The following is a 21,454-nucleotide window of genomic DNA, read 5'->3' as shown; positions in this document are numbered from 1 at the left end:
CTTCAGGAAGAACGAGCCTGCGCCAGATGCGGCAAGAGCAAGGCGAGAAAGCGATCAGGCGCTTCCAGATTAGCCGAATGACCAACGCCTGGAATAATCTGCGCTTCAACTCCAAGCGCTTCAGCCGCCCGACGTACCGTTTCAGTGGTGACCAGTGGATCAAGTTCGCCACCCATCACCAACGCTGGTACCCCGATCGTGCGTAACCGATCACCCGGTTTCCACTCGCGCAGGGCATCGATAGCGCCGTTGGCGGCGCTGAGCCGCTGACTGTGGCCGATCATGACCAATTCACGCCACAGGTCGTCTTCGGGCGCGGTGGGTGCCATTGCTTTAATCGCCTGCGCGAAAAAGTCGGGGTTATCTTTCAACAATTGCTGTCGGTCAGGTTGATAGACCTCATCTGGCATACCATCAACCCACGGCGGTGCGAGCACGGCAAGTGTGATGACTCGGTCGGGTTGATCGAGAGCCGCCTGCAAGACAATAGCTGCACCTAGCGAGTGACCGACCAGATGGCAGCGCTCGATCCCAAGTGCATCGGCAAATCGCCATAGATCGGCAGCCATTGATGACATCCGATAGTCGCTATCTGGTCCTTGCGTCGCCCCACGACCACGTAGGTCAGGGGCCAGGCCCCGGTAGCCGGCAGGCAGCCGTTCGAGCACACGCAGCCACCAGCCACTACTGGCCCAGTTTCCATGGACGAAGATAATCGGCTCGCCATCACCGACGTCGAGATAGTGTACGTTAAGGTCTCCGGCCTGTATTGTTGGCATAGCAAACCCTTTCACACGTTTGCCCGACTTTGTGGCGTGCTGCTGTTTCCCAGCACGCCACTGCGAAACCTATTCCTACCTATGACGGAGATGCTCGTGGAACGCAGCATTGAACTGATCAGGATGCTCGATATACGGTGTATGACCACACTCGGCGAAGACCAGTTCGCGGAATCGGCCACCGGCTGCGGTATAGCGCTCGAGCACTGCCCGCGTCTGACCGATCATCGGCTGTGGTGGATGGAGTTCTGCGCCGGGCCAGTTCGGTAAGACGCCGAGTTGACCGAGTGTGCCAACATCGAACAACGACATATCGCTGACGATCTGATCATCGGCGCCGCGTATCCAGAGAATCGGCGGCTTGGGATGAGCAGCGATAAAGCGTTCAACCGCATCACCGACGTAGAGTGGCGAGATCGCATTGATCGGTCCCCAGACCCCTGGTGCGACTCCTGGCCAGTTTGGTGAGGGTTTGAAATCGCCAGGGTACCGTTGGGGGCCAACCTTCTCGCTCAACATCGCGGCCAACAGCGCCTCTTCGCGGGCCGGACGGAACGGCGGTTTCCAGTAGTACGTGTTCATCACCACCCGTGGCGCTGCCGGCCCTGCTTCTTCGGTTGTATCACCGGCAGCCATCCGTTCAACAAATGTCTGATTGACTGTGCCACCACCTGATCCGGCACCATCTGGCCAGCAAAGTTCGCCGTTCAACCCTTTACACCCCCCGAAACCGTAGGGTGAACCGGTTGCAACCAGCGTAGCCGTTTTGATCCGCTGGGGCGCTGTGGCGATCAGATTGAAGAGCACAACTCCACCTAGCGAATGACCAACCGCATGACAACGGTTGATCCCTAGGGTGTCGAGTAACGCAAGCAAATCATCGACCCAATCACCGCAGCCACGAGTCGCGTCAATGAGTAGGTCTTCGGTTTCTCCATAGCCCCGCAGATCGGGTGCAATCGCCCGAAAACCATCTGGTAATGCGAGCATCGTCTCTTCCCAGAAGGTGGCCGACGAAGCATTACCATGAATAAAGAGCACCGGTTCACCAGTCTCAGGGCCACTGCTCAAAACGTGCATTTGGATACGGCTGGTCGCGACCATTGTTGACGTAATACCGGGCAAGGTGGGAATCTTACTCATATGTATCTCCGCTCTGTTATTGCAACTGTTGAAACATCCGCTTCAGAGCCTGCTTATCGATCTTACCGGCACCGGTCTTGGGTAATTCGGGTAAGGTCACAATCCGTTTCGGTAGCTTATACCGGGCCAGGCGCAGACCTGCGAAACTCAGCAATTCCTGGTCAGAAAAGTCCCGATCAGGACGCACGACCACCGCCGCCCAGCCAACTTCACCCCAGTGCGGATCGGGCATGCCAACCAATGCAACTTCGGCAACGGCCGGATGGGCGGCCAGAACACTCTCCACCTCTGCCGGATAGATGTTTTCACCGCCGGAGATAATCACATCTTTCAACCGCCCGACAATCCGATAGCAACCATCAGCATCAAAGCAAGCTAGATCGCCAGTCCGCAGCCAGCCATCGACGAAGGCCGCCGCTGTTTCAGCCGGCTTACGCCAGTAACCAGCGCAGACATGCGGGCCACGGATTTGCAACTCACCGATTTCATCAGGCCCACACTCACGGCCATCGGCGGCAACGACGCGCAGATCGATAAACATCAATGGATAGCCAACGGCTCCTGGCTTCACCCGCACCAGTTCAGGCGGCAGCCAAAAGGTATTTGGCCCTGCCTCCGTCAGACCATAACCGGTCTTGAAATCAATGCCGCGCTCCCAGAAGGCATGGAAGACCGGTTCAGGGCATGGTGCGCCACCGCTGATCACGATCCGCATCCGGCTAAAATCAACTGTCGGCCAGCGCGGATGCTGCTGCATAGCGATAAACATGGTTGGCACACCAAAAAAGAGCGTTGCCGGTCCGTGGTCAATTAGATCAAAAACCTGATCGACATTGAAGGTACGGCACACAATCGAGGCGCCGCCAATCTGAACCAATGGCGCTGTAAAGACATTCAGCCCACCGGTATGAAAGAGGGGTGCATTGAGGATCGCGACATCATCAGGGCGAAGACCCCAACTCATAACGGTATTGACGGCATTCGCAGTAATACTGCGGTAGGTGAGAATTGCGCCTTTAGGAGTACCGGTGCTGCCACCCGTGTAACAAATCACCCACGGATCGTCCCAACTGAGGGGAACTGGCGTGAACTGAGCTGGCAACCCGGCACGTTGATCGATGGTCGGATCGGACGGATTGGCCGGCGGTGCCGCATCAATCGCCAGCCAATGGGCAACGAACGGTGTCTGAATGCGTAGGGCCAGCGTTGTTGCAACGTATTCAGGCCCATACGCCAGTACTTTTGGTTCGCCGTCGGCAATCAGATCGCGCAACTCAGGGATGGTAAGCCGCCAGTTCAGTGGTTGCAGAATTGCGCCCAGTTTTGCGCATGCAAACCAGAGATCGAGCAGATCAACACAATTTTGGGCCAGCGTTGCCACCCGATCACCACGCGAAACTCCCAACTCGCGCAGCAGATGAGCGGTACGATTTGCCGTCTCATTCCACTCACGGTACGTAATCGGTCGCATACCGTGCTGGGCATCGAACAACGCCACACTGGTCGGTGACAGTTGGGCGCGTCGACCGAGCCAATCGCCAAGATTCATCACTTCCATGTGTCAACTGCGGCGTCACCGCCGCGATAGCGCAGATGCGCAGCTTACAGCCGGGGATTTGCCGTTAAGGGTAGCAGGTGCGGGTTGCGCGGCGGTAACAAATCGGTAACAGGAAGTGGAGGATGGTTAGGTGTATAGGGAAAGCGGTATGGAATCTCTTTGTCCAAAATGGTGTATACTATTTTCGTTTCTCCAACCAAACCATGAACGATACAGAGGTAATTGTATGCGGTACACTGTTCCGTTTGTTCGCCCTAGTCCTTTGCTTTGGTTGGTCGGTCTGTTCCTTATTATTGCAAGTCAGGTACGTTTATTCTCAATACCCAACCTAGTTTTACCAACATCTAAAGAACCGTTATTTGCTCGTAGCGACAGTAATTTCTTTATTGAGAATCATGGTTATTTTCCTAATGATTTTGCAGCAGTAGTATTAGCAAAGGATGCTCTATTAGGCGTTAGTCGAGATGGTCGGCTCCACTTCACAGTAAAAGGTGCACCACCGCTGACAATGAGCTTCTACAGCGATGGGTTTACTGCTCAAGCCGAAGTTACACTCATCGACCCACTTTCAACCAAGATTTCGTTCCTTAGAGGCAACAATCCCAACCAATGGCAATCGAATGTTTCGGTGTGGTCGCGTGTTCGGATTACAGGGTTGCTACCCCAACTCACGCTTCTTCTATCTTTTGAAGAGCGACGCTTCCAGATAGAGGCAATTCCTGATGGCACTCCTAACTTGAACACGGTACGTTTGCATATTACAGGAGGTACAATAATTGGAGTTACTGGTGGCGAACTAGCTGTGAAGGTAGGCGAACATCTTGTGAATTTACCGCTACCGGTGGTAGATAAAAGATTAGGTCGCGCAGTACGATTTCTAGCGCCAACAGTGACAGATGCACACGAGATGAATGCTCCATTCATATTGTCAGACGCAGCGAGGCCTGTACATCGGACAACATCACCAGTCAGTGTGTCACATTTGTTGGGAGCAAGTACATTTTTAGGGAGTCCAGGAAGCGGGCCCGCTGATGAACTTGCCAGTGCCGTTGCGTTGGATTCGCAGGGTAATGTTTATGTTGCTGGAGAAACCGATTCTGCTTCTTTCCCAACGACTATGGGATCAGCATACACCAGCTACAATGGTGGTGATCGTGATGTTTTTATTGCTAAGTTAAGTAGTGATCTAACTACACTTATTGCTGCTACTTTTCTTGGCGGAAATAATTCTGAAAAAAGTAATACGATCGGTATAGATTCACAGGGTAATGTCTATGTGGCTGGTTACACCGAATCTGTTAATTTCCCAATGACTGCAATCTCAATAGATGCGAGCCATAATGGTTCAGAAGATGCGTTTGTTGCGAAGTTGAGCAGTGATTTAAGCACACTAATCACTGCTACTTTCATCGGAGGCGACAGCAATGAAGCGGTCACAGATCTCTACTTTGACGCTCAGAGTAACATTTATGTAGCAGACTATACTAGATCTACCAACTTTCCAACCACGACAAGCACGACTCATTATGGGGAAACTGATGCGTTTATCGCCAAATTGAACAGCGATCTGAGCACCCTTATCGCTGTTACCCTGCTTGGTGGGAGTGTAGATGACGGAGGAATTACTACTGTTGTCTTGGATAGTAGTGGGTATGTATATGTAGCAGGTGATACCTATTCTGCTGACTTTCCGGTAACTTCAAATGCAGTGGACACAGGGTACAATGGCGATCGAGATGCGTTCATTGCCAAATTAAGCAATGATCTAAGCAATCGTATTGCTGTCACTTTCATCGGTGGAAGCGATTGGGATGAGGCTACCACTATTACTTTAGACGATCAAGGTGGTATCTACATTGCAGGCAATTCAGTAATTTCCCAACAACTTTAGGCGTGGTTGCTCCCTTCAAGAATAGCTTTAGAGACGCATTCATTGCCAAGTTAAGTAATGATTTGAGTGCCCTGACTGCTGCAACCTTTCTCGGTGGGACTGGTAGTGATTTTGCTATGGCACTTGTACTTGATAATCAAAACAATATCTATGTGGCAGGTTATACTTCTTCGCCAGACTTTCCAATTTCAGGAGGGACAATCGATCCAACCTACAACGGCAATGTTGATGGGTTCATTGTCAGGTTAAGTAGCGATCTGAGAAAACTGTCCGCTGCTACTTTCATCGGTGGGAGTAATCAGGAAACTGTTACGAGTATTGCATTGGATACTCAACAGAACTTATATGTAGTAGGAATGACGTCATCGGCAGATTTCCAGACGACTTCAGAGGTATATGACCCGACGTATAATACGGCGTCTGATGTATTTATTAGCAAGCTCACACTTCCTTTTAGTCTTTACATCCCACTAACAGTACGCTGAGGAGTGGTGAAGGACAAGATTCTCAACGATACAGCGGCATAGTGGTACTACTATACCTGCCGCTGTTTTCATTGTTTTTTGTGCTTTGCAAAGCGTATGGATCACTTACCTGAAAATGTTATGGTGGTACCACTCTATCTAACTGCTCCTTTCTTTGTCTGTCATGCTTTTCAAATCACAGTCGTCCACTGCATCTGCGGGACAGCGGCCTGTGCATCTGGTAGACATGATCTTCGTCAGAGTTTTGCCTCTGGTGCGTCGGTGACACCCAGCAGAGAACGCTGAACCCTTCCTCTCTTGTCTGCGGTTCAGCTTGACAGAACTGGTATAACATTCCAGAGTAGCAGGATGATAGACAGTTCGCCCAGATAGGGCTGGTATGGACAGGCTTCTCCTACTTGAGGATGAGCACGTCGCTGTGCGACTCCATGACCGTCGCTTCTACGGGTACGTGGAAGGGACAGCCGCCACATCAATCTACCGTCGAGGAACCCACCCTGACCGGTAAGTTGACGAGGAAGATCGGTAAACCTTGTTATCCCCACTTTACATTGCTCATCATCCGTGAACAGTTCGAGGTTCGCGCTGGGGAGCGCTAGATTGCCTCACCTTTCTCCTGGCGCTCTGCTTCTGCTCTCACGGTGTGAGGAAGATCGTAGCGGGATAGGAACTCGCACCTACCGCTCGCTCCTCTATCCTGCATTTCTGCCGGGTTAGAATAGAACCGCACGGCCGTGGCAACGAACGTGGTACAATGCGGCGGTGAGAAAAACAAGGAATGTGCGCTATCTGCACATATTGGGCGATGCGATGACACCTTCACTCTTAAAACGACGAACTGAGATTACAACCAATCTCCAGACCCATCGTGTATCCGGTGTTGTGCTGCCGATGCTCTGGCTGGCAATCGTTACGGTTGCTGTACTCGTCGTGAGCTACGCAGTGCGTCCAGCGGTGTTTGTTGATGTTGGGGATAACCGTGATAGCGCGTTTTTAGTGCGATTTAACGCCCGTGAAATTGATGCGGCTGGTCCATTTGAGCGATTTGAATGGCCGGCAGGTGCGGCAACGGTAACGATCCCTGGTCAGCGCAAAGGGGTATGGCTGGCGCGGATTGAGGCACGGCCGGAGGCTGACCCGATCATCTTACAACGTGAGTCGGCAGCAGCAGTGAATGGCGTGCGTGTCGAGATGCCGCGCCGGAACGGGCGTGAGATGTTCGTAAAGATTCCAGCCCATATTGCGGCAGCGCCGACCCTGACCTTTGAATTGGTTTCAGCATTGGTCGGTGGCGAAACACCGCCTGCTGGTGTGCCGTTAGCGGTTGAATTGGCACCTGCCCGTACTTATCGCTGGAGCACCGACCAGAGCGAGATATTGTTTCCGCGTCTAGGGCAGGGAAGCTGGATTTTGCGACTCGATGCGGTCGTTGCCCACCCTGATGGTTCGCCGGTGAATGCGCGGCTGCAAGTAAACGGGGTTGAACTGGCCCGTTTGCCTGAACAACCGCAGATGCGACGATTACAACTCCTGATCCCAGCGTCATTGATGGGGAGCGGCGACCTGCGGATCTCGTTACAGGCTAATCCGTACCGCGATCCGCGACCGTTAGGGGTGTTGATTGCCGATCTGGCGATTGTTCCTGCCGATAGCTCGTGGTTGACAATCTTGATCCCACCTCCAGCCGCCCTCGGCCTGGCACTATTTACCGTTATCGGTCTGTTTGGCTGTTTCGCCTTACTGACCGTTGACATCAAGCGCCGTTGGTGGCTCGATGCAACCGGTTGGGCAACAGCCGGCCTGACACTGGTTGTCGCAATGGCAGGGTGGGCAATCGTCAGTTATCGTTTTCCCAGTGGGCAAATGATCGACCGTCTAGCCGCATTGACGGTACTGAGTCTGGGATTAATGCTATTAATGCGTCCACTTACGCACTGGTTGTTTCGACAGACGGGGGTGGCGGTATCGTCTGAGTTTACCGCCGCACTGTTGATCGTCTTCCTGATCGGATTCTGGCTCAAAGGCATTGGCATGCTCTACCCCTATTTTGTCGGGATCGATGTCTTCTGGCATATGGATAAAGCACGCCGCATCATATTCGATGGTGCGCTGCCGCTCTACTATGGTGTGAATAGCCCGCTCAATGAGACCACAATGCCGGTAGCCGAGTGGGGACGCAACCCGCCGGTGATTCCATATTCACCCTGGTTTCATATCCTGGCAACAAGCTACGTGATCTTTCCCTGGCCGATGGAGACGACGGCGAATTTCGTTAGCCTGCTGATGGATATGTCGCGCGTAGTGCTGATCGCAGCAATTGCGCTCAAGGGTGGTTTTTCGCAGCGAACGGCACTGCTGGCCGGAGTGACCTATGCAGTGCTACCGGTAACCTTTTTGCTCCATATTTGGGGGAATGTACCGACTTCGGCCGGTCTGTGGCTCAATCTGCTTGTGCAGACGGCGATTCTACTGGCATGGGATCGTCTCGGTGAATGGCGAGTCCAGGTTTGGTTTGTTCCACTGCTCGTTCTTACCTTTCTCGTCTACACGGTCACCGGTGTCTTTACTGGTGTCTTCCTGGTCATTCTGACGCTGTTGGTCTGGCTGAATGCGCGACGCGGCGCCGAGTGGCGGGCGTTGTTGGTAGGGTTGCCTCCACTCTGGGTTGCGACAGCCGCTGCTCTTGGGCTGGCAATCGCGATCTACTACGGACAGTATTTTCTTCCTATTGTTGAGCGAACAGTGCCGTACCTGGCAACGGTCTTTACCCGTGGGCCGGAGACGGTTGGTGTTTCACGACCGCCATTCCTCGAATATCTGTGGTCATTTGTGCCACATCTTGGCTATCATATCTGGCCGAATCACTACCTGTATTATGGCCTGGCTATTCCACTGATCTTCTTCTTGCCGGGCTATTGGGCGATGCGTTCACGACCGCTGCTCTGGCTGGTTGCTTCAACCTGGGGCACGGTTGCGCTGCTCTTCTTGCTGGCCGGTTATCGCATTTCAATGGTTGATAAGCAACTGTTCTATCTCATTCCCCTGATCTGTCTGGCATGGGCGATTATTGCCGAACGCCTGTGGGAGCGCCAGGCGAGCCGACTGTTTGTACTTGCGACGCTCTTGCTTTCGCTGGGAAGTGCGCTCTGGTTGTGGATCATGCGAATCAGTATTTCACCGGTACAGAATTAGGGTCTTGACGGTATGAGCGATCCAAGTCAAACGATCGATGAACAACTGGCTGCGGCGATTGATCCGTGGCTCCAACATATGACCTGGCGCCGTGACTTTAGCGCGTGGCGTGAGCGTCGGTTACATCAAGAGCGTTATCAAACCGAACGCCTGGCCCAGGTTCGGCGGGTGATGGGTGAAGTGCAATCGCTACGTATCCTCGATCTGGGAGCCGGCATGGGCGGCTTTGCCGTTGCCGCATCCCTGGCCGGGGCGCGGGTTACAGCGTGCGAGTACAACCCTGACTATTGTCGAATTATTCGGCTGCGGGCGGCGCGTTACCGGTTGTCTCTACCGATTATCAATGCTGCCGGCGAAGCCTTACCATTGCCCCATGCGGCGTTTGATCTGGCAGTCGCGTGGGATGTGCTCGAGCATGTCAATGATCCCGTTGCGGTCTTACGCGAACTGGCCCGCGTGTTGCGGCCAGGTGGTCATGCGTTGATAACGGCAATTAATCGCCGGGCCTGGATCGATCCGCATTACCACATGCGAGGGATCAACTGGTTGCCTAGACCACTGGCTGAATTGGTGATCGAGCTGCGTGGCCGCACGAAACGAGGGGCTGCCTTTCGTGATATGCAGCGGCTGAGCGAAATGCACTACTTTCACTACCACGATCTGGTGCGTCTGTGCAATCAATTGGGCTTTACCGTGACCGATTTACGAGAACAGGCGTTGCTGGCCGGTCAGTTGCCGAGTCGAAAACCACTACGACGGGCGATGCGGCGCGTGTTGCGCCGGATCGGGCTTGAGCAGACTGCCTATCGCTGGCAACGGCGTTTCTACGCCGGTATGTTCGAGCTAGATTTGCGCAAGGAGGGCGTATGACGATCCGGCGTCCGTCGTTAGCGACTCAGGTGTCGCAGGCGGTGTTGTGGAATACCCTCTTTGCACCGTTACGATTACTGGCTGAAGTCATCGCCACGCTGATTAAGCTCAATCAACTTTCTCAGGCTGGTTTCGGTATCATTACTCTGGTACGTGGCGCCAGCAATCTGTTCGGCACTGCGCTCGATCTGGGGATTGCCCGTGCTCTCCCGAAGTATATTCCTGAAACCGAACGAACCGGAGGCGCACGGGCAGCACGGCGTCTGTTTCTTCTGGTCGCTAGCTTGCAGTTGATGATTCTGGTTATCATTGCCACAGGTTTAGCCCTGGCGCACCGTCAGATCGAAGCGTATTTACAGGGTCTGTTACGCGGTGAGGTGAGTGTCGAAGCTGCTGCACGAGCAGAGCTGAGCCAGTTTGTGGCCGAGTTCCACTGGTTTATCATCGCAGCGATTGTTATCTTGCTGGGGCTGGGAGCACTCTACGACTTGCTCATGGCGGTACTGAGTAGCTTCTTTCGCCAAAAGGCCTGGAACAGTATTACGTTGGTAGCCGGATTGCTCCCGCAGGTGCTGGTTGTGATCGCCATCCTGGTTCTCCCTGACCGCTGGGATATTCCAGGTGTGTTGATCGCGATGATTGTTGCACCGGCCATTGCCGTGATGCTGGCTGGCTGGCAAGTCTGGCGTTTACAGTCTGGTCTAACCGGCGAACCTCGTGCAAGCCTGCTTGCCGATCTGCGTGACGGATTACGTGATTTATGGCAAGCCCTGCCGCCTGGCTTCATCCGCTATGCCGGTGTCTCGTATTTAATGACAGCAACCGATTTCATTGCCAGTTTTGAGTTTATCAATTTTTTCAACCGTGATATTCGTGATGTTTCGTTACTGGCCGCCGGTGCATTGCTGGTGCGTATGTCGCTCAGCTATCTCTACACGCCGTTAGTCGGCGTGCAGGTACCACTCTTTACGCGGGTACGTCAGGGTGAAGGTGGCACTACCAATGGCGCGTACCAGTCGCTGATCCGCTTGCAGTTGTTGTTGATGGTACCGGGAGGTGTTGGTTTAATCTTGTTAGCTGCACCGGCGTTACTGGTCATCAGTCCGCAATATTTCGACGCTGCGCCAATCGTGTGGGTATTGACCCCATGTCTGTTTGGCGAGAGTATGCTGACCACTGCTCATAATGCGCTGATGGTCAATGAACGTCTCAAAGTGGTGGTTGCTGCTCGACTGGCAGCGCTACTCACGGTGATTGTGCTTGCATTCTGGCTTCCGGCTCAGTTTGGCCTAATCGGGATGGCGCTGACCTTCGGGCTGGCACGGATAGCCGCTGGTCTCTGGGTGACACTGGCTGGCATGCGTTATCTAGGGCTGCGTTGGCCGTGGCGCTTTACTTTGCGGGTGAGTGGGGCGACTGTGCTAATGACTATCGTGGTTGCTGTCTTGCGTGACCTGATCGTTGTACCAACCGGAACAGTTGATCTGATCGCACGCCTGGGGCTGGCTATCCAATTATTACTGTTGGCGGGTATCGGCGCATTGTGCTTTCTCGTTGCCCTGCGCCTGTTCGGTGGATTGGAGCAAGCTGATCGCACGCAAGTGCTCCAGTGGCGCATCCCCTTCCGCCAATTGCTGCAACGCCTGATTTGAGGATTGACCATGATACGCGGCGACCAACGCCTGATGACGGTGATCATCCGTCCATGGCTTGTGCTAAACCATGCCCAAAGAATCGCTCTGCTGCAAGGATTCATGGCATACCTGACAATCGCCCTGCTGATTGTTGGTGTCAATTGGTTAATGGCGAACGTTGCTCGGCCATTAACCCTGGCGCCGGCGAGTGTCAGCCGCTGGCTTATGGTTGGATTAAACCAGGTTGAACCGAGTGAATTTGGCGATTTTCGTTGGACAACTGGCGAGAGTCGGTTGTGCATTGAAGGTGTTGGCTACGCATCACGTAGTCTGGTAAGTGTGCGGTTGGCGGGGGCGTATGCACGCTCACTTGGGACAGAAACGGTGACACTGATTGCCGGTCGTGCAGTACCGGTAACAGTAGCGCTGGCGCCAGAATTGCGCCGTTATACGCTCTTAACCGGCGTTGATCAACAATCGGCTACGCCTGTCTGCCTCACTATTCAGAGCAATGCAGTGCGTGATCCGAACAATCCCCGCTGGTTGGGTGTACCGTTCTACGGCTTGGAGGTACAGCCACTACCGGCGGCTGCGCCGGTGATCCCTGATCCAATTTCACTGGCGATCGGTCTTGCTCTGGCGCTGGGATGGCTGACCATTCTCCATCTGAGTGGCGTGCCGCTTCTGGTAGCAACGACGATGGTTGCTGTCGGCATTGGTCTGGTTGGGTATAGTCTGATCAGTGGTCTGGTGCCGTTTGGGGTTGGTACGCTACGCTGGTCATTACCAACCGTTGTTGGTATCTGGCTCGGTGGAGCTGGATTACTGGTCACCCGCTCTCGCCGTCTTCGCCAGAACCGGTTTAACGAGTTGCTGGCTACTCTCTTCTGGGGTGTGGTCATATTGGTCACATTCTGGCTCTTACAACAAATCAGCGGTCATCGTGGGGTCTGGCCGCTTAAGTCGCGGATCGACCCGTCGTTTACCTGGTGGGTATTCGTCCCAATCGTGCTAGCCATCGGCTGGTTTGCACTTGGATTACGGTGGCTGACCCGTCCGCTCTCGGCAGGGTTGGTTGTTATCTATACGCTGGGCGGAGCACTGGCATTACCGGTTTTATTTGACATAACCGTTCATGGTGTAGATGCACCGATTGCGCTCTTTCGGGACAGTCCTTATGAATATCTGCGCGATACTCCGCAGGTCGCCGGTGATCCACTTAGATTTCTGGCAAACTTTGAGACGATTGCACCGAGACTGTCAGTGCACGGTAGTACCCATCCGCCAGGCGCTATCTTGTTTTTGTGGCTAATCGAACAGATATTTGGACCAGGAGCAGTTGCTACCAGTTGGATCACTATCGGACTGACAGCCCTCATCCCGCTGGTTGCGGTCTGGCTGGGTTGGCAGATCGGTGGCAGTCGTCTAGCTCTGGCTGCCGGGATGTTGGCCGTAGTGTTGCCTGGTCAGATGATCTACGGTGTCACGTCACTCGATGGCGTTTTCAGCCTGCTCATTGCTGCTGGCGCAGCCGCATTTTTCCTCGCGCTTGAACCGCCGTACCGGGTATGGCTCGCAGTAGTGGCCGGTCTGTGCATCGCAGCGGCTCTGTTTATGACCTATGCAACCACGCAACTCTTCTTCTTTGGTGTAGCCGCAGCCAGCTTTGCCCTCGCCCGTTATATTCCGCACATGGGTTGGCGTACTGTATTGGTCGGGGTTGTCCGCCAGGGAGCAATAACTGCTGGGATCATTATCGGTATCTACCTCATCCTCTTCATCGCTACCGGTTTCAACGTGATCAGTGCATCACGTACTGCGACCCAGATCAACGGCGAAATGATGGGTCGCTTTCGCGAATATGGGCCACCGCCTACACCATTTCTGCCACCGAGTTACGACTACTATCTACGGTTTGCCGCTGCTAATCTGGTCGCATATCTGGCGTTTCTTACCCCTTGGGTATTGGCGGCACTGAGTAGCCTTTATGTGAAGGCGGGTACGGTAGGCTGGCGTCCGTTATGGGCTGCATTATTGGGATCGTTGGGCGTGTTAGTCATTGGGATGTGGTTGAGTGGTCTGTTTAACCGTGAGGTCGAACGAATCTGGATGTTCACCTATCCGTTTGTCGCCGTACTGGTTGCCTGTCAGCTTGGAGACGGGTCAGTGACGCAATTTCGTCGGCGTCTGATCGTTTATCTGGGGCTAACCCTGGCATTCTTCGTCATTATGAAGTTAACGCTCTACACGATCTGGTAAGCTATGCGTATTGCCCTTTACAATCTGACAACGACCACCAGAATTGGCGGAGTTGAGAGCTTTGTCTGGGATCTGGCCCGTGAGCTGGCGAAAAGAGGCCATGCAGTTGATATTTTGGGTGGGGTCGGGCAACGACGTGAGGCCGCGCCTGGAGTCCGTGTCTACACCTTTCCCTACATTTCACGGCGGATTTGGCAAGCGTTGCCGCCGCTACGACGTGCCTACGCTGAAGCCAAGCTTCTCGAGCGGTTGACAATGGCGGTTGCCGCGTTGCCAACACTGGTACGTGGGAAGTATCAGATTATTCACTTGCAAAAACCGTATGATCTGGCGCCTGCTTTGCTGGCGCGACGGCTCAGTGGGGCACGGGTGATTCTTGGTTGCCATGGCGAAGACTTCTACCGTGGCGACCGATGGCTGGCCCGCCAGGTTGATGGTGCCGTTTCTTGTTCACGCTTCAACGCCCAAACCATCGCTCGTCGCTACGGTTTTACGCCGGAAGTGGTTTTCAACGGGATCGATACGAGTCTGTTTCACCCGCAACCACCCGATCCAACGCTGCGGACACGTCTCGCTTTGCCGCCGACCGCGCCGTTATTGCTGTTCGTCGGTCGGTTGCAGCCGTGGAAAGGAGTTGAGACGGCGATCCGGGCATTGACCCAGATCGACGATGCGATTCTATTGATTGCCGGTGATGGTGAAGACCGGCCACGCCTGTCAGCGCTTGCGTATGAGCTTGGGCTGGTCAATCGGGTACGCTTTCTGGGGAATGTACCCAGACAGCAACTGCCAACGTTCTATGCCTCGGTTGATCTGCTGGTAGCAACTAGCCACGCGAGTGAAACCTTTGGGATTGGTCCGGTTGAAGCACAGGCCTGTGGTCTCCCGGTTGTGGCCACTCGTTTCGGTGGCTTTCCTGAGGTCGTGGCCGATGGTCAAACCGGGTTGCTGGTCCCACCGCGTGATCCGGAAGCACTGGCGAATGCGGTAAACTCGTTACTGAGCGATCCGGTGCGACGGGCAGCGCTTGCCGCCGCCGCACCAGTCTGGGCAGCACAGTTTGCCTGGCCGGCAATTGTGGATCGGATTGAAGCAGTCTATCGAGCAGTGCTGCAAGAGTCAGCACAACAACACGCTTGATACAATAGAACAACATTCCTCTCTGCCAGCGGGGGAAGTACGGAAGTCGGATACGCGAACGAGCACCGGCATTCGCTGCTCCCGATTCTACAGGCAGAATGCGTGATGGCGCAAATGGATTGACTATCTCGTGAACACGGTATGCGCATTCTGATTATTGGTTTGGGTGGCGTCAGCCGCAATTTTCGGAACTGGCCTGAACGCACGTTAGGTCAGGCTCTGGTCGCTGCTGGTCATGAAGTGATGGCGCTCACATACTGGCAGCCCGATCAACCACATCTTGGTCTTTCGGCACGGGTTGAGGAAATCGACGGGATCATTGTGCGACGGGTGCGTCCGCAACTCTGGCCTGGGTATGAAACCATTGCTGCCCTTGAGACGCTACCACGCCCGGACATTGCCCATGTGATTCACCCCCGTAACGTATTGGCTTTGCAGGCGGTGCGTTGGTTGCGCCGATGGGGTATTCCGATAGTGTGGACCTGGCTCGGCCCGTATCATGATCGTTGGCTGGTTGCTGACCGTGAGCGTCCTTATGAGTCATCGGTGCACCCCGAACGGTTAATTTACTCATTTCGGCAACTCATCCGGCGTGGATTGCAAGATGGAAACTGGCGTGATCACTGGCGAAACTACGCCATTCACCGTCCCCTGCGTGATGTCACTGCCTTCATTCCCTGTTCACATCATGAGGCGCAGGTACTGCGTTCTCTCGGTTTTACGCAACCAATGACCGTCATTCCGCTCTGGCTCGACATGGATTTTATGACCGGCCCATCACCGGAGCTAGCGTTGAATGTAACGCCACCAATCATTCCTTACATTGGACAACTAACTCCGCGTAAGGGTTACGATCTCCTGGTGGCAGCGATGCCAGCAGTGATTGCGCGTTACCCGCAAGCCAGTTTTGTCTTTGTTACTCATAATCCTGCTCAGCGCACCGAATTACAACGTCTTGCCGAGAAGGCTGGTGTGGCTGCTAATCTGCACTTTCTTGGTACTCTGAGTGAAGAACAGAAGCTGGCGCTCTTGCGGGCCAGCGCTATCTTACCTTTTCCATCACGCTACGAGGGGTTCGGTCTGCCCATCCTGGAGGGTATGGCCGCCGGCGTACCGGTTATCAGCACTGACATCCCGGTGATTAATGAACTCATTCGCGATGGTGAAGATGGGCTACTCGTGCCCTATAACGACGCGGCTGCGTTAGCGAACGCCATGCTGCGGGTGCTTGATGATGCCGCGTTACGTACTCGATTGATAGCCGGTGGTCAACGGGCAATGCGTGAGCGCTTCGCACCTCAACAGTTGGTTGCTCAGGTATTGGCGACCTATCAACGGGTACGGGAGTAAGAGTTTTCGATGTTCGGTTGTGGTCGCGAACTTCCCTTTCATATTCCCGTGTGGGAGGGAAAGAAGGGGGTTGGGGAAAGGTGAGCAATGCTCTAGGCGTGATGATAAGACGTGCGCTACTTCTATACGATCACCTGGGTGCGTGGCTAGAACCCATCGGTTAATCAGTACGCAATTGCGGTCGGGTTGGGAACCCGACTCTACGATGCGGTGACAGGTATGAGAGGGAATAGGAGTGGATGAGGGAAACGGATTTGTAACCCACCGCAACTGTCCCTCTATGTCCCTTATAGGAGAGATAATACGTCGGTTAGAAGGTTTGTACACCGTTAAGCCCCCCCCTGGTATACGGAAGTAGGGATTTGCAACGTTTTCATACCACCCAGCAGCAGTTTGGAGCGCAGGGAGCGGAACGTGAAACGAGCGCAGAAACATGCGCAGCAGCGGCAGCTTTCTATTCAAAAAGTGGTTGCGACCAGTATCCTCGTGAGGATGCCGATGGTATCCGTTAGCGCAGGGTAGGGGGCCAACCCGCCCCCGCTGGTGTGCTCCTATGCGCGCCAATGTCTTCTCGTCACATAACGCGGGCCGGAGGCCCGCGCACCCGGGTCACTGCGGGAGTCATCGGTAACAGAAGGGTGATGGGTGTTGGAATCGCTCTGCTGGTGAACCGTATCGAACGTACTCCAAAACTGAGCATGTCTGAAACCCTCTGCTACCCGAACCTGATCGCGTCGTTTGACATTCCCTTGCGGTCGTGGTAAGATAAAACGGCGTGAGCGCGGGGGTGTAGCTCAGTTGGAAGAGCGCGACAATCGCACTGTCGAGGTCAGGGGTTCGAATCCCCTCACCTCCACCAGGGTAAGGGGCCATAGCTCAGTTGGAAGAGCGCAACACTGGCAGTGTTGAGGTCAGGGGTTCGAATCCCCTTGGCTCCACCACCATCAATTCGCCGCCTTGTGGCGGCGCTTTTGTTTTCAGCTTGTAAGGAAATAGCAGGTGAACCGGTGGCAATGGAATCATCACAGGCGATCATTGTGCATGGTGGCGCGTGGGCTATTCCTGATGATCAGGTAACAGCCCATATTGCTGGCTGTGTTGCTGCTCGTACCGCTGGCTGGCAGGTTCTTCAGAACGGTGGTAGTGCACTCGAGGCGGTTGAAGCAGCAGTACGAGTGATGGAGGATGACCCGATCTTTGATGCCGGTACCGGATCAGTATTGACCAGTGCCGGTACGGTTGAACTCGATGCTGCCCTGATGGATGGACGAACCCTGCGCTACGGTGCAGTGGCCGGATTACGCCGAATCCGCAACCCGATCACGCTGGCGCGCTATGTGTTGCAGGGGCCGGCAACGATGCTGGTTGGCACGGGCGCCGAGGAGTTTGCGGCAACGGTTGGCATTCCCCTTTGCGAGAATGCCGAGCTGATTGTGGAACGTGAACGGCGCTTGTGGCTCGAATGGAAAGAAAAGGGCGCTCTGCCACCCCCTCCTACCAGTGGTCACGATACTGTCGGCGCGATTGCCCTTGACCGCGAAGGAAATCTGGTGGCGGCTAATTCAACCGGTGGCACGCCGTTTAAGCTGCCGGGTCGGGTCGGCGATACTCCCCTGGTTGGGTGTGGATTGTACGCAACTCCTGTTGGTGCAGCAGTATGTACCGGTTGGGGCGAGTCGATCACACGAGTGGCCTTGGCGCGAAGAGTGGTTGAGCTACTTGAAGATGGTTTGCCGCCGCAGGTGGCTGCCGAGCGCGGGATTCATCTGTTAGCCGAACTAGTTGCCGGTGGTCGTGGGGGCGTTATTGTCTTGACACCGAATGGTGAGGTTGGTCTGGCGTGGAATACGTCACGAATGGCGTATGCCTACATAACCAGCCACGGTGCGGCTCAGGCTGGCGTGTAAAGGTAGAACCCGACAGGGGAGACTCCTCGCCGTGATGGGGGCACTGGAGCGTGGTAGTGCTATGCTACCACGGAATGTATGATCCATCGGGCATTAGTGGGTTGACAGATCGATAGATAGTACCCGAGGGCCGACGAGTAGAGACACGGCAGCGCCGTATCCCTACAGAATCGAACGGCATAGGTGATGATGAACCACCTGCATTGCCGATCTGTGCATCCGATACCCATCGTCTAGTAGGGGGCGTTGCGGAAACTGCCCCTCTATTGGTTTGATCCGAAACACCCTTCTGGAGTGAGCGGTAAGAAATACCAGTTTCGCTCCAGTAGGGAGACTCAGTTTCCGATTTTCGGATAGGCACTGCGAGCATGATCAATAACCCGGTTTTTTGATCACATTTGAACATCGCAAAAAGACATCTTGAGCAGTTGTATCATGGGTTTATCGAGCTGCGATTGCTCAACCATGTGCGGATCAAATCCGCAAAGTGAGCCAGATCGTCTAGTTTCGCCAGACTCGCGTACACCTCATTCCAATCCACGGTGAGATACTCGTGAACCAGGATATTCCGCAAACCTGCAATTGGTGCAAGACGCCTGGCGAATGCTGGAGATACTATCCCTAGTTCTCCCATCCGAAGAATTGCCTCATAATAGCTACTCGGTTTCTGGGCGCCTTCCAGTGCGATAATCCGGTGACAGATGTCGATACAGCATTGCGCTGCTACCTCTAAATTGCGCTCCACAATGTCGCGCAAGTATGGATCACTCATAAACTCAGTTTGTGGTCGACTGCGTAGCGGTGTCAGACGAGCCAAGCGCTCGTAGAGTTCGTCCAAGCGCCTCTCGATACCGCTGAACTCGACGCTCATTGCCTGTCCCTTTCACGATCTCCTGGCGCTGTGCTCGCAAAAAAGGGAGATAATCTCCGTAACGACTCATAACCTCTGCTTCATACTCGATTCGTTCGGCAATTGAGTGTTGGTACACGATCTTGCCTTGCGCAATGACAGCATAGGCTAATTCGATTGGTGCCTGATTAAGAATAATTACATCTATCTTCTTCCCGTCCAGTAGTTGCGAAAAGAGATATTCGAGCTGTGATATTGTTTGTATTACTGACACTCCGTGCCTGAGCAGAACCGCCAGATCAACGTCACTCAGCGGTCCGGTCTCACCGCTTACCTGCGACCCGAAGAGGTAGACAAGACGAATATCTGGTTGAGTGTGAATCATTGCTTCGATCTGCTGCTGCAAATGCTGAATATCTAGCGCTGGCATGAGCGTTTCCTTACTTCCTCACTGCACCCACTGCCTGACACCGTGCAAAAATGACAGTAAAGGAATAATACGTGGTGCAGATGGATTCGTCGGTCTGAATGTCGAAGGCGAGCACGACGTTCTTTTGGAAAGTATACCATCGCTATTGCGCATTATACATAGCGGTAAGGGGAAGATACGATGAACGAATAGGCGTGGCACTGTCACACGCTTACGGTATACGTCCCTGCGCTACCACTCCCCTACGCTGTGCACCAGCGCTCTATAGCCGCATGCCAATCAGCTTCGGCAGCCTCCCAATCACGCCAACCACCTAGTCGCGGCCAATCGGCCAAACGGTAATTGCCGGTGCGCCAGGCTGTTGTCATATTCGTGATAGCTGTTGGTCGTTCGGTTAGCAGAAAATAGACCAGCGCCCACGCTGCCGGATAATCGAACGTTCCGTATTGATCGTAACCTTCACGACGTGCCACCAGATCGGCCAACACTGGTTTCAGGGATAAGCCACAGATGGTAGCGAGGTGGCGCGGATGCGGTTGTAATTTGCTAGCGTGCTGTGATTGGATGGCAAGAACTTCGGCAAATCCTTCGTCGAACCAGCCTTTAGGTTCCTGGTGATAACCAGGACTACGCCAATGACCAGGAAAGACATAAGCGGCGGTCACTGCATGACTCGTCTCATGCCGCAGCGTTTCAGATAGTGAGTTCGCAGTCTGGCCGACACCGCGTCGATAACTGTAGAGCACGCCTTGGGCAGCATCGTAGATGCCATCGACATCGACTGTGAAAGGGGTGAAGGCTCGCATATAGTCGCGGTACGCTGCCTGTGAGGGGAAGATCAAGACCTGTAGCGGTTGTTGTTCCTCACCAGGAATAGGAGTTTCCCCGACTGTCCCAAGCAGTTGCCGCGCCAGTGTATAGGTCTGAGCGACGATGGTTAGCAGCTCTGTGCTGTCGGTGGTGTCGGCTGGGCCGGTGCGTAGCTTGACGGTTGTCGTGGCAACTTCAACCGGTAGGGCCAGTTGTTCATAAGTGGTTTTCAATGCATGCCAACGGGGTGCGGTTGCCCATTCACCGGCCAGTCTATCGGCGGCGCGGGCCAGTGCTGCGTGTGCAGTCAGCGGTGTTGGGCTGCTCTCCAGGAAGGTGAAAAGTGCTTTTCCTCGCGGATCGCCCTCATCTTGGGCGACCGCGAGTGGTGGTGCGGTAGCTATCACACCGGCTACTAGTTGCTGCCAGGGTTCGAGGGTGCCGAGTTGATCATCGCGGAGAAAGCTAAGCGCTTCGGCGGCAGCAGTGCGGACGCCTGGATCAGCACTGTGAAGGGCATTGATCAGAAACTGTCGTGATGTTGTGCTGATCAGACCACGCTCGGCAGCGATTAGTCGGGCGCGGGCGCGAGCGGCCCGATAGCGCAGTGCTGGCGCATAGGTATCGCTAAGCGCGATGTGAGTCAGTGCCGGTGCAGCTTGCCGACTCGGGTAGTAGATGCTGTCGAGTAACCATACAGCATCTTGTAAGAGAAAGTTATCGTACTCGCGCTCGAGCAGCTCTATCGCCACCGTCTGAGTCTGCGACGCACGAAACTGTTTCATAAGTTCTGCAGCGCGTGTTGCTCGTTGGCTCTCTGCCAGACGCCCCAAAATGCGAAGGGCATTACGACGGGTGCGAGTATCAAAGGTGCTGCTGGTGGCAATATCCAACAATCGGTCAACATCATCCAGATTGATGCGCGGTCGCAGCGCAATCGCGATTTGCTCGGTACAATCGTAATTGGCCTGGCGCAATACAGCCAGTAGATCATCGGTATTGGCGTAGGTTGCTTGCGGACAGGCTGGCGTGCGGATCGGTGGTGGCTGGGCAGGGGCAATTGCCAGCTCTAACCGTGATCTAGGTATGACAAGGAAAATCGTTGTCAATATGATAGCAAGCCACAAGCGCATACATGATGCTCAGATAATGATCG

General features: G+C 54.3%; 15 protein-coding genes and 2 tRNA genes. 11 read left to right on the top strand and 6 right to left on the bottom strand.

All coding sequences use genetic code 11. The annotated features are described in order from the left end of the window. Positions 1–2: 2 nt before the first annotated feature. The 3 genes from JE47_RS0105570 to JE47_RS0105560 form a co-directional block, all read right to left on the bottom strand. A complete protein-coding gene (locus tag JE47_RS0105570; protein WP_031458802.1) occupies positions 3–779 on the bottom strand; it encodes an alpha/beta fold hydrolase in 777 nt (258 codons plus the stop codon). Positions 780–854: 75 nt separating this feature from the next. Continuing rightward, positions 855–1,922: an alpha/beta hydrolase gene (locus tag JE47_RS0105565; RefSeq protein ID WP_031458801.1), complete on the bottom strand. Its 1,068-nt coding sequence runs from the start codon at positions 1,920–1,922 to the stop codon at positions 855–857. Positions 1,923–1,938: 16 nt separating this feature from the next. Continuing rightward, complete coding sequence (locus JE47_RS0105560; RefSeq protein WP_031458800.1) at positions 1,939–3,480, bottom strand: acyl-CoA synthetase; 1,542 nt, start codon at positions 3,478–3,480, stop codon at positions 1,939–1,941. A 226-nt stretch (positions 3,481–3,706) separates the two neighbouring features. On the opposite strand from JE47_RS0105560, the gene JE47_RS20950 reads away from it, so the two are divergent. The 11 genes from JE47_RS20950 to JE47_RS0105505 all read left to right on the top strand — a co-directional run bounded on the left by JE47_RS20950 (position 3,707) and on the right by JE47_RS0105505 (position 18,208). Continuing rightward, positions 3,707–5,371 (top strand): SBBP repeat-containing protein, encoded by a 1,665-nt coding sequence (locus JE47_RS20950; RefSeq protein ID WP_051871072.1) that lies wholly within the window; start codon positions 3,707–3,709, stop codon positions 5,369–5,371. 2 nt (positions 5,372–5,373) lie between these two features. After that, a complete protein-coding gene (locus JE47_RS20945; protein ID WP_051871071.1) occupies positions 5,374–5,856 on the top strand; it encodes an SBBP repeat-containing protein in 483 nt (160 codons plus the stop codon). A gap of 780 nt (positions 5,857–6,636) precedes the next feature. After that, complete coding sequence (locus tag JE47_RS0105545; protein ID WP_236631144.1) at positions 6,637–9,048, top strand: hypothetical protein; 2,412 nt, start codon at positions 6,637–6,639, stop codon at positions 9,046–9,048. Between the two features lie 12 nt (positions 9,049–9,060). Then, positions 9,061–9,918, top strand: a complete 858-nt coding sequence (locus JE47_RS0105540; protein ID WP_031458798.1) for a class I SAM-dependent methyltransferase — start codon at positions 9,061–9,063, stop codon at positions 9,916–9,918. Next, on the top strand, positions 9,915–11,570 hold the full coding sequence (locus JE47_RS0105535; protein ID WP_031458797.1) for a polysaccharide biosynthesis C-terminal domain-containing protein: 1,656 nt from the start codon (positions 9,915–9,917) through the stop codon (positions 11,568–11,570). Before JE47_RS0105540 ends, JE47_RS0105535 begins: the two co-directional genes overlap by 4 nt. A gap of 9 nt (positions 11,571–11,579) precedes the next feature. Further along, the gene (locus JE47_RS0105530; protein ID WP_236631143.1) at positions 11,580–13,811 is read left to right on the top strand and encodes a hypothetical protein; all 2,232 of its coding nucleotides are present in this window, start codon (positions 11,580–11,582) and stop codon (positions 13,809–13,811) included. A gap of 3 nt (positions 13,812–13,814) precedes the next feature. Further along, entirely contained in the window at positions 13,815–14,951 is a 1,137-nt protein-coding gene (locus JE47_RS0105525) for a glycosyltransferase family 4 protein (protein ID WP_031458795.1), read from the top strand. A 141-nt stretch (positions 14,952–15,092) separates the two neighbouring features. Further along, a complete protein-coding gene (locus tag JE47_RS0105520; RefSeq protein ID WP_031458794.1) occupies positions 15,093–16,301 on the top strand; it encodes a glycosyltransferase family 4 protein in 1,209 nt (402 codons plus the stop codon). Positions 16,302–17,084: 783 nt separating this feature from the next. After that, a tRNA-Ala gene (locus JE47_RS0105515) sits at positions 17,085–17,160 on the top strand. 6 nt (positions 17,161–17,166) lie between these two features. Beyond that, positions 17,167–17,242, top strand: a tRNA-Ala gene (locus JE47_RS0105510). A 72-nt stretch (positions 17,243–17,314) separates the two neighbouring features. Then, complete coding sequence (locus JE47_RS0105505; protein ID WP_031458793.1) at positions 17,315–18,208, top strand: isoaspartyl peptidase/L-asparaginase family protein; 894 nt, start codon at positions 17,315–17,317, stop codon at positions 18,206–18,208. A 433-nt stretch (positions 18,209–18,641) separates the two neighbouring features. Here the strand turns inward: JE47_RS0105505 and hepT are convergent, their stop codons facing one another. From hepT to JE47_RS0105490, 3 genes are all read right to left on the bottom strand, one after another. Next, on the bottom strand, positions 18,642–19,079 hold the full coding sequence (gene hepT / locus JE47_RS20365; protein WP_035419056.1) for a type VII toxin-antitoxin system HepT family RNase toxin: 438 nt from the start codon (positions 19,077–19,079) through the stop codon (positions 18,642–18,644). Continuing rightward, positions 18,985–19,488, bottom strand: a complete 504-nt coding sequence (gene mntA, locus JE47_RS0105495) for a type VII toxin-antitoxin system MntA family adenylyltransferase antitoxin (RefSeq protein WP_236631142.1) — start codon at positions 19,486–19,488, stop codon at positions 18,985–18,987. The genes hepT and mntA overlap by 95 nt, the downstream gene beginning before the upstream one ends. A 242-nt stretch (positions 19,489–19,730) precedes the next feature. Continuing rightward, positions 19,731–21,431 (bottom strand): collagenase, encoded by a 1,701-nt coding sequence (locus tag JE47_RS0105490; protein ID WP_031458790.1) that lies wholly within the window; start codon positions 21,429–21,431, stop codon positions 19,731–19,733. Between the last annotated feature and the right edge of the window lie 23 nt (positions 21,432–21,454).

It is taken from the genome of Chloroflexus sp. MS-G (assembly GCF_000735195.1).
GTDB lineage: Bacteria > Chloroflexota > Chloroflexia > Chloroflexales > Chloroflexaceae > Chloroflexus.
The sequence above is the reverse complement of the archived record's forward strand: the minus strand, read 5'-3'. Positions and strand labels throughout refer to the sequence as shown.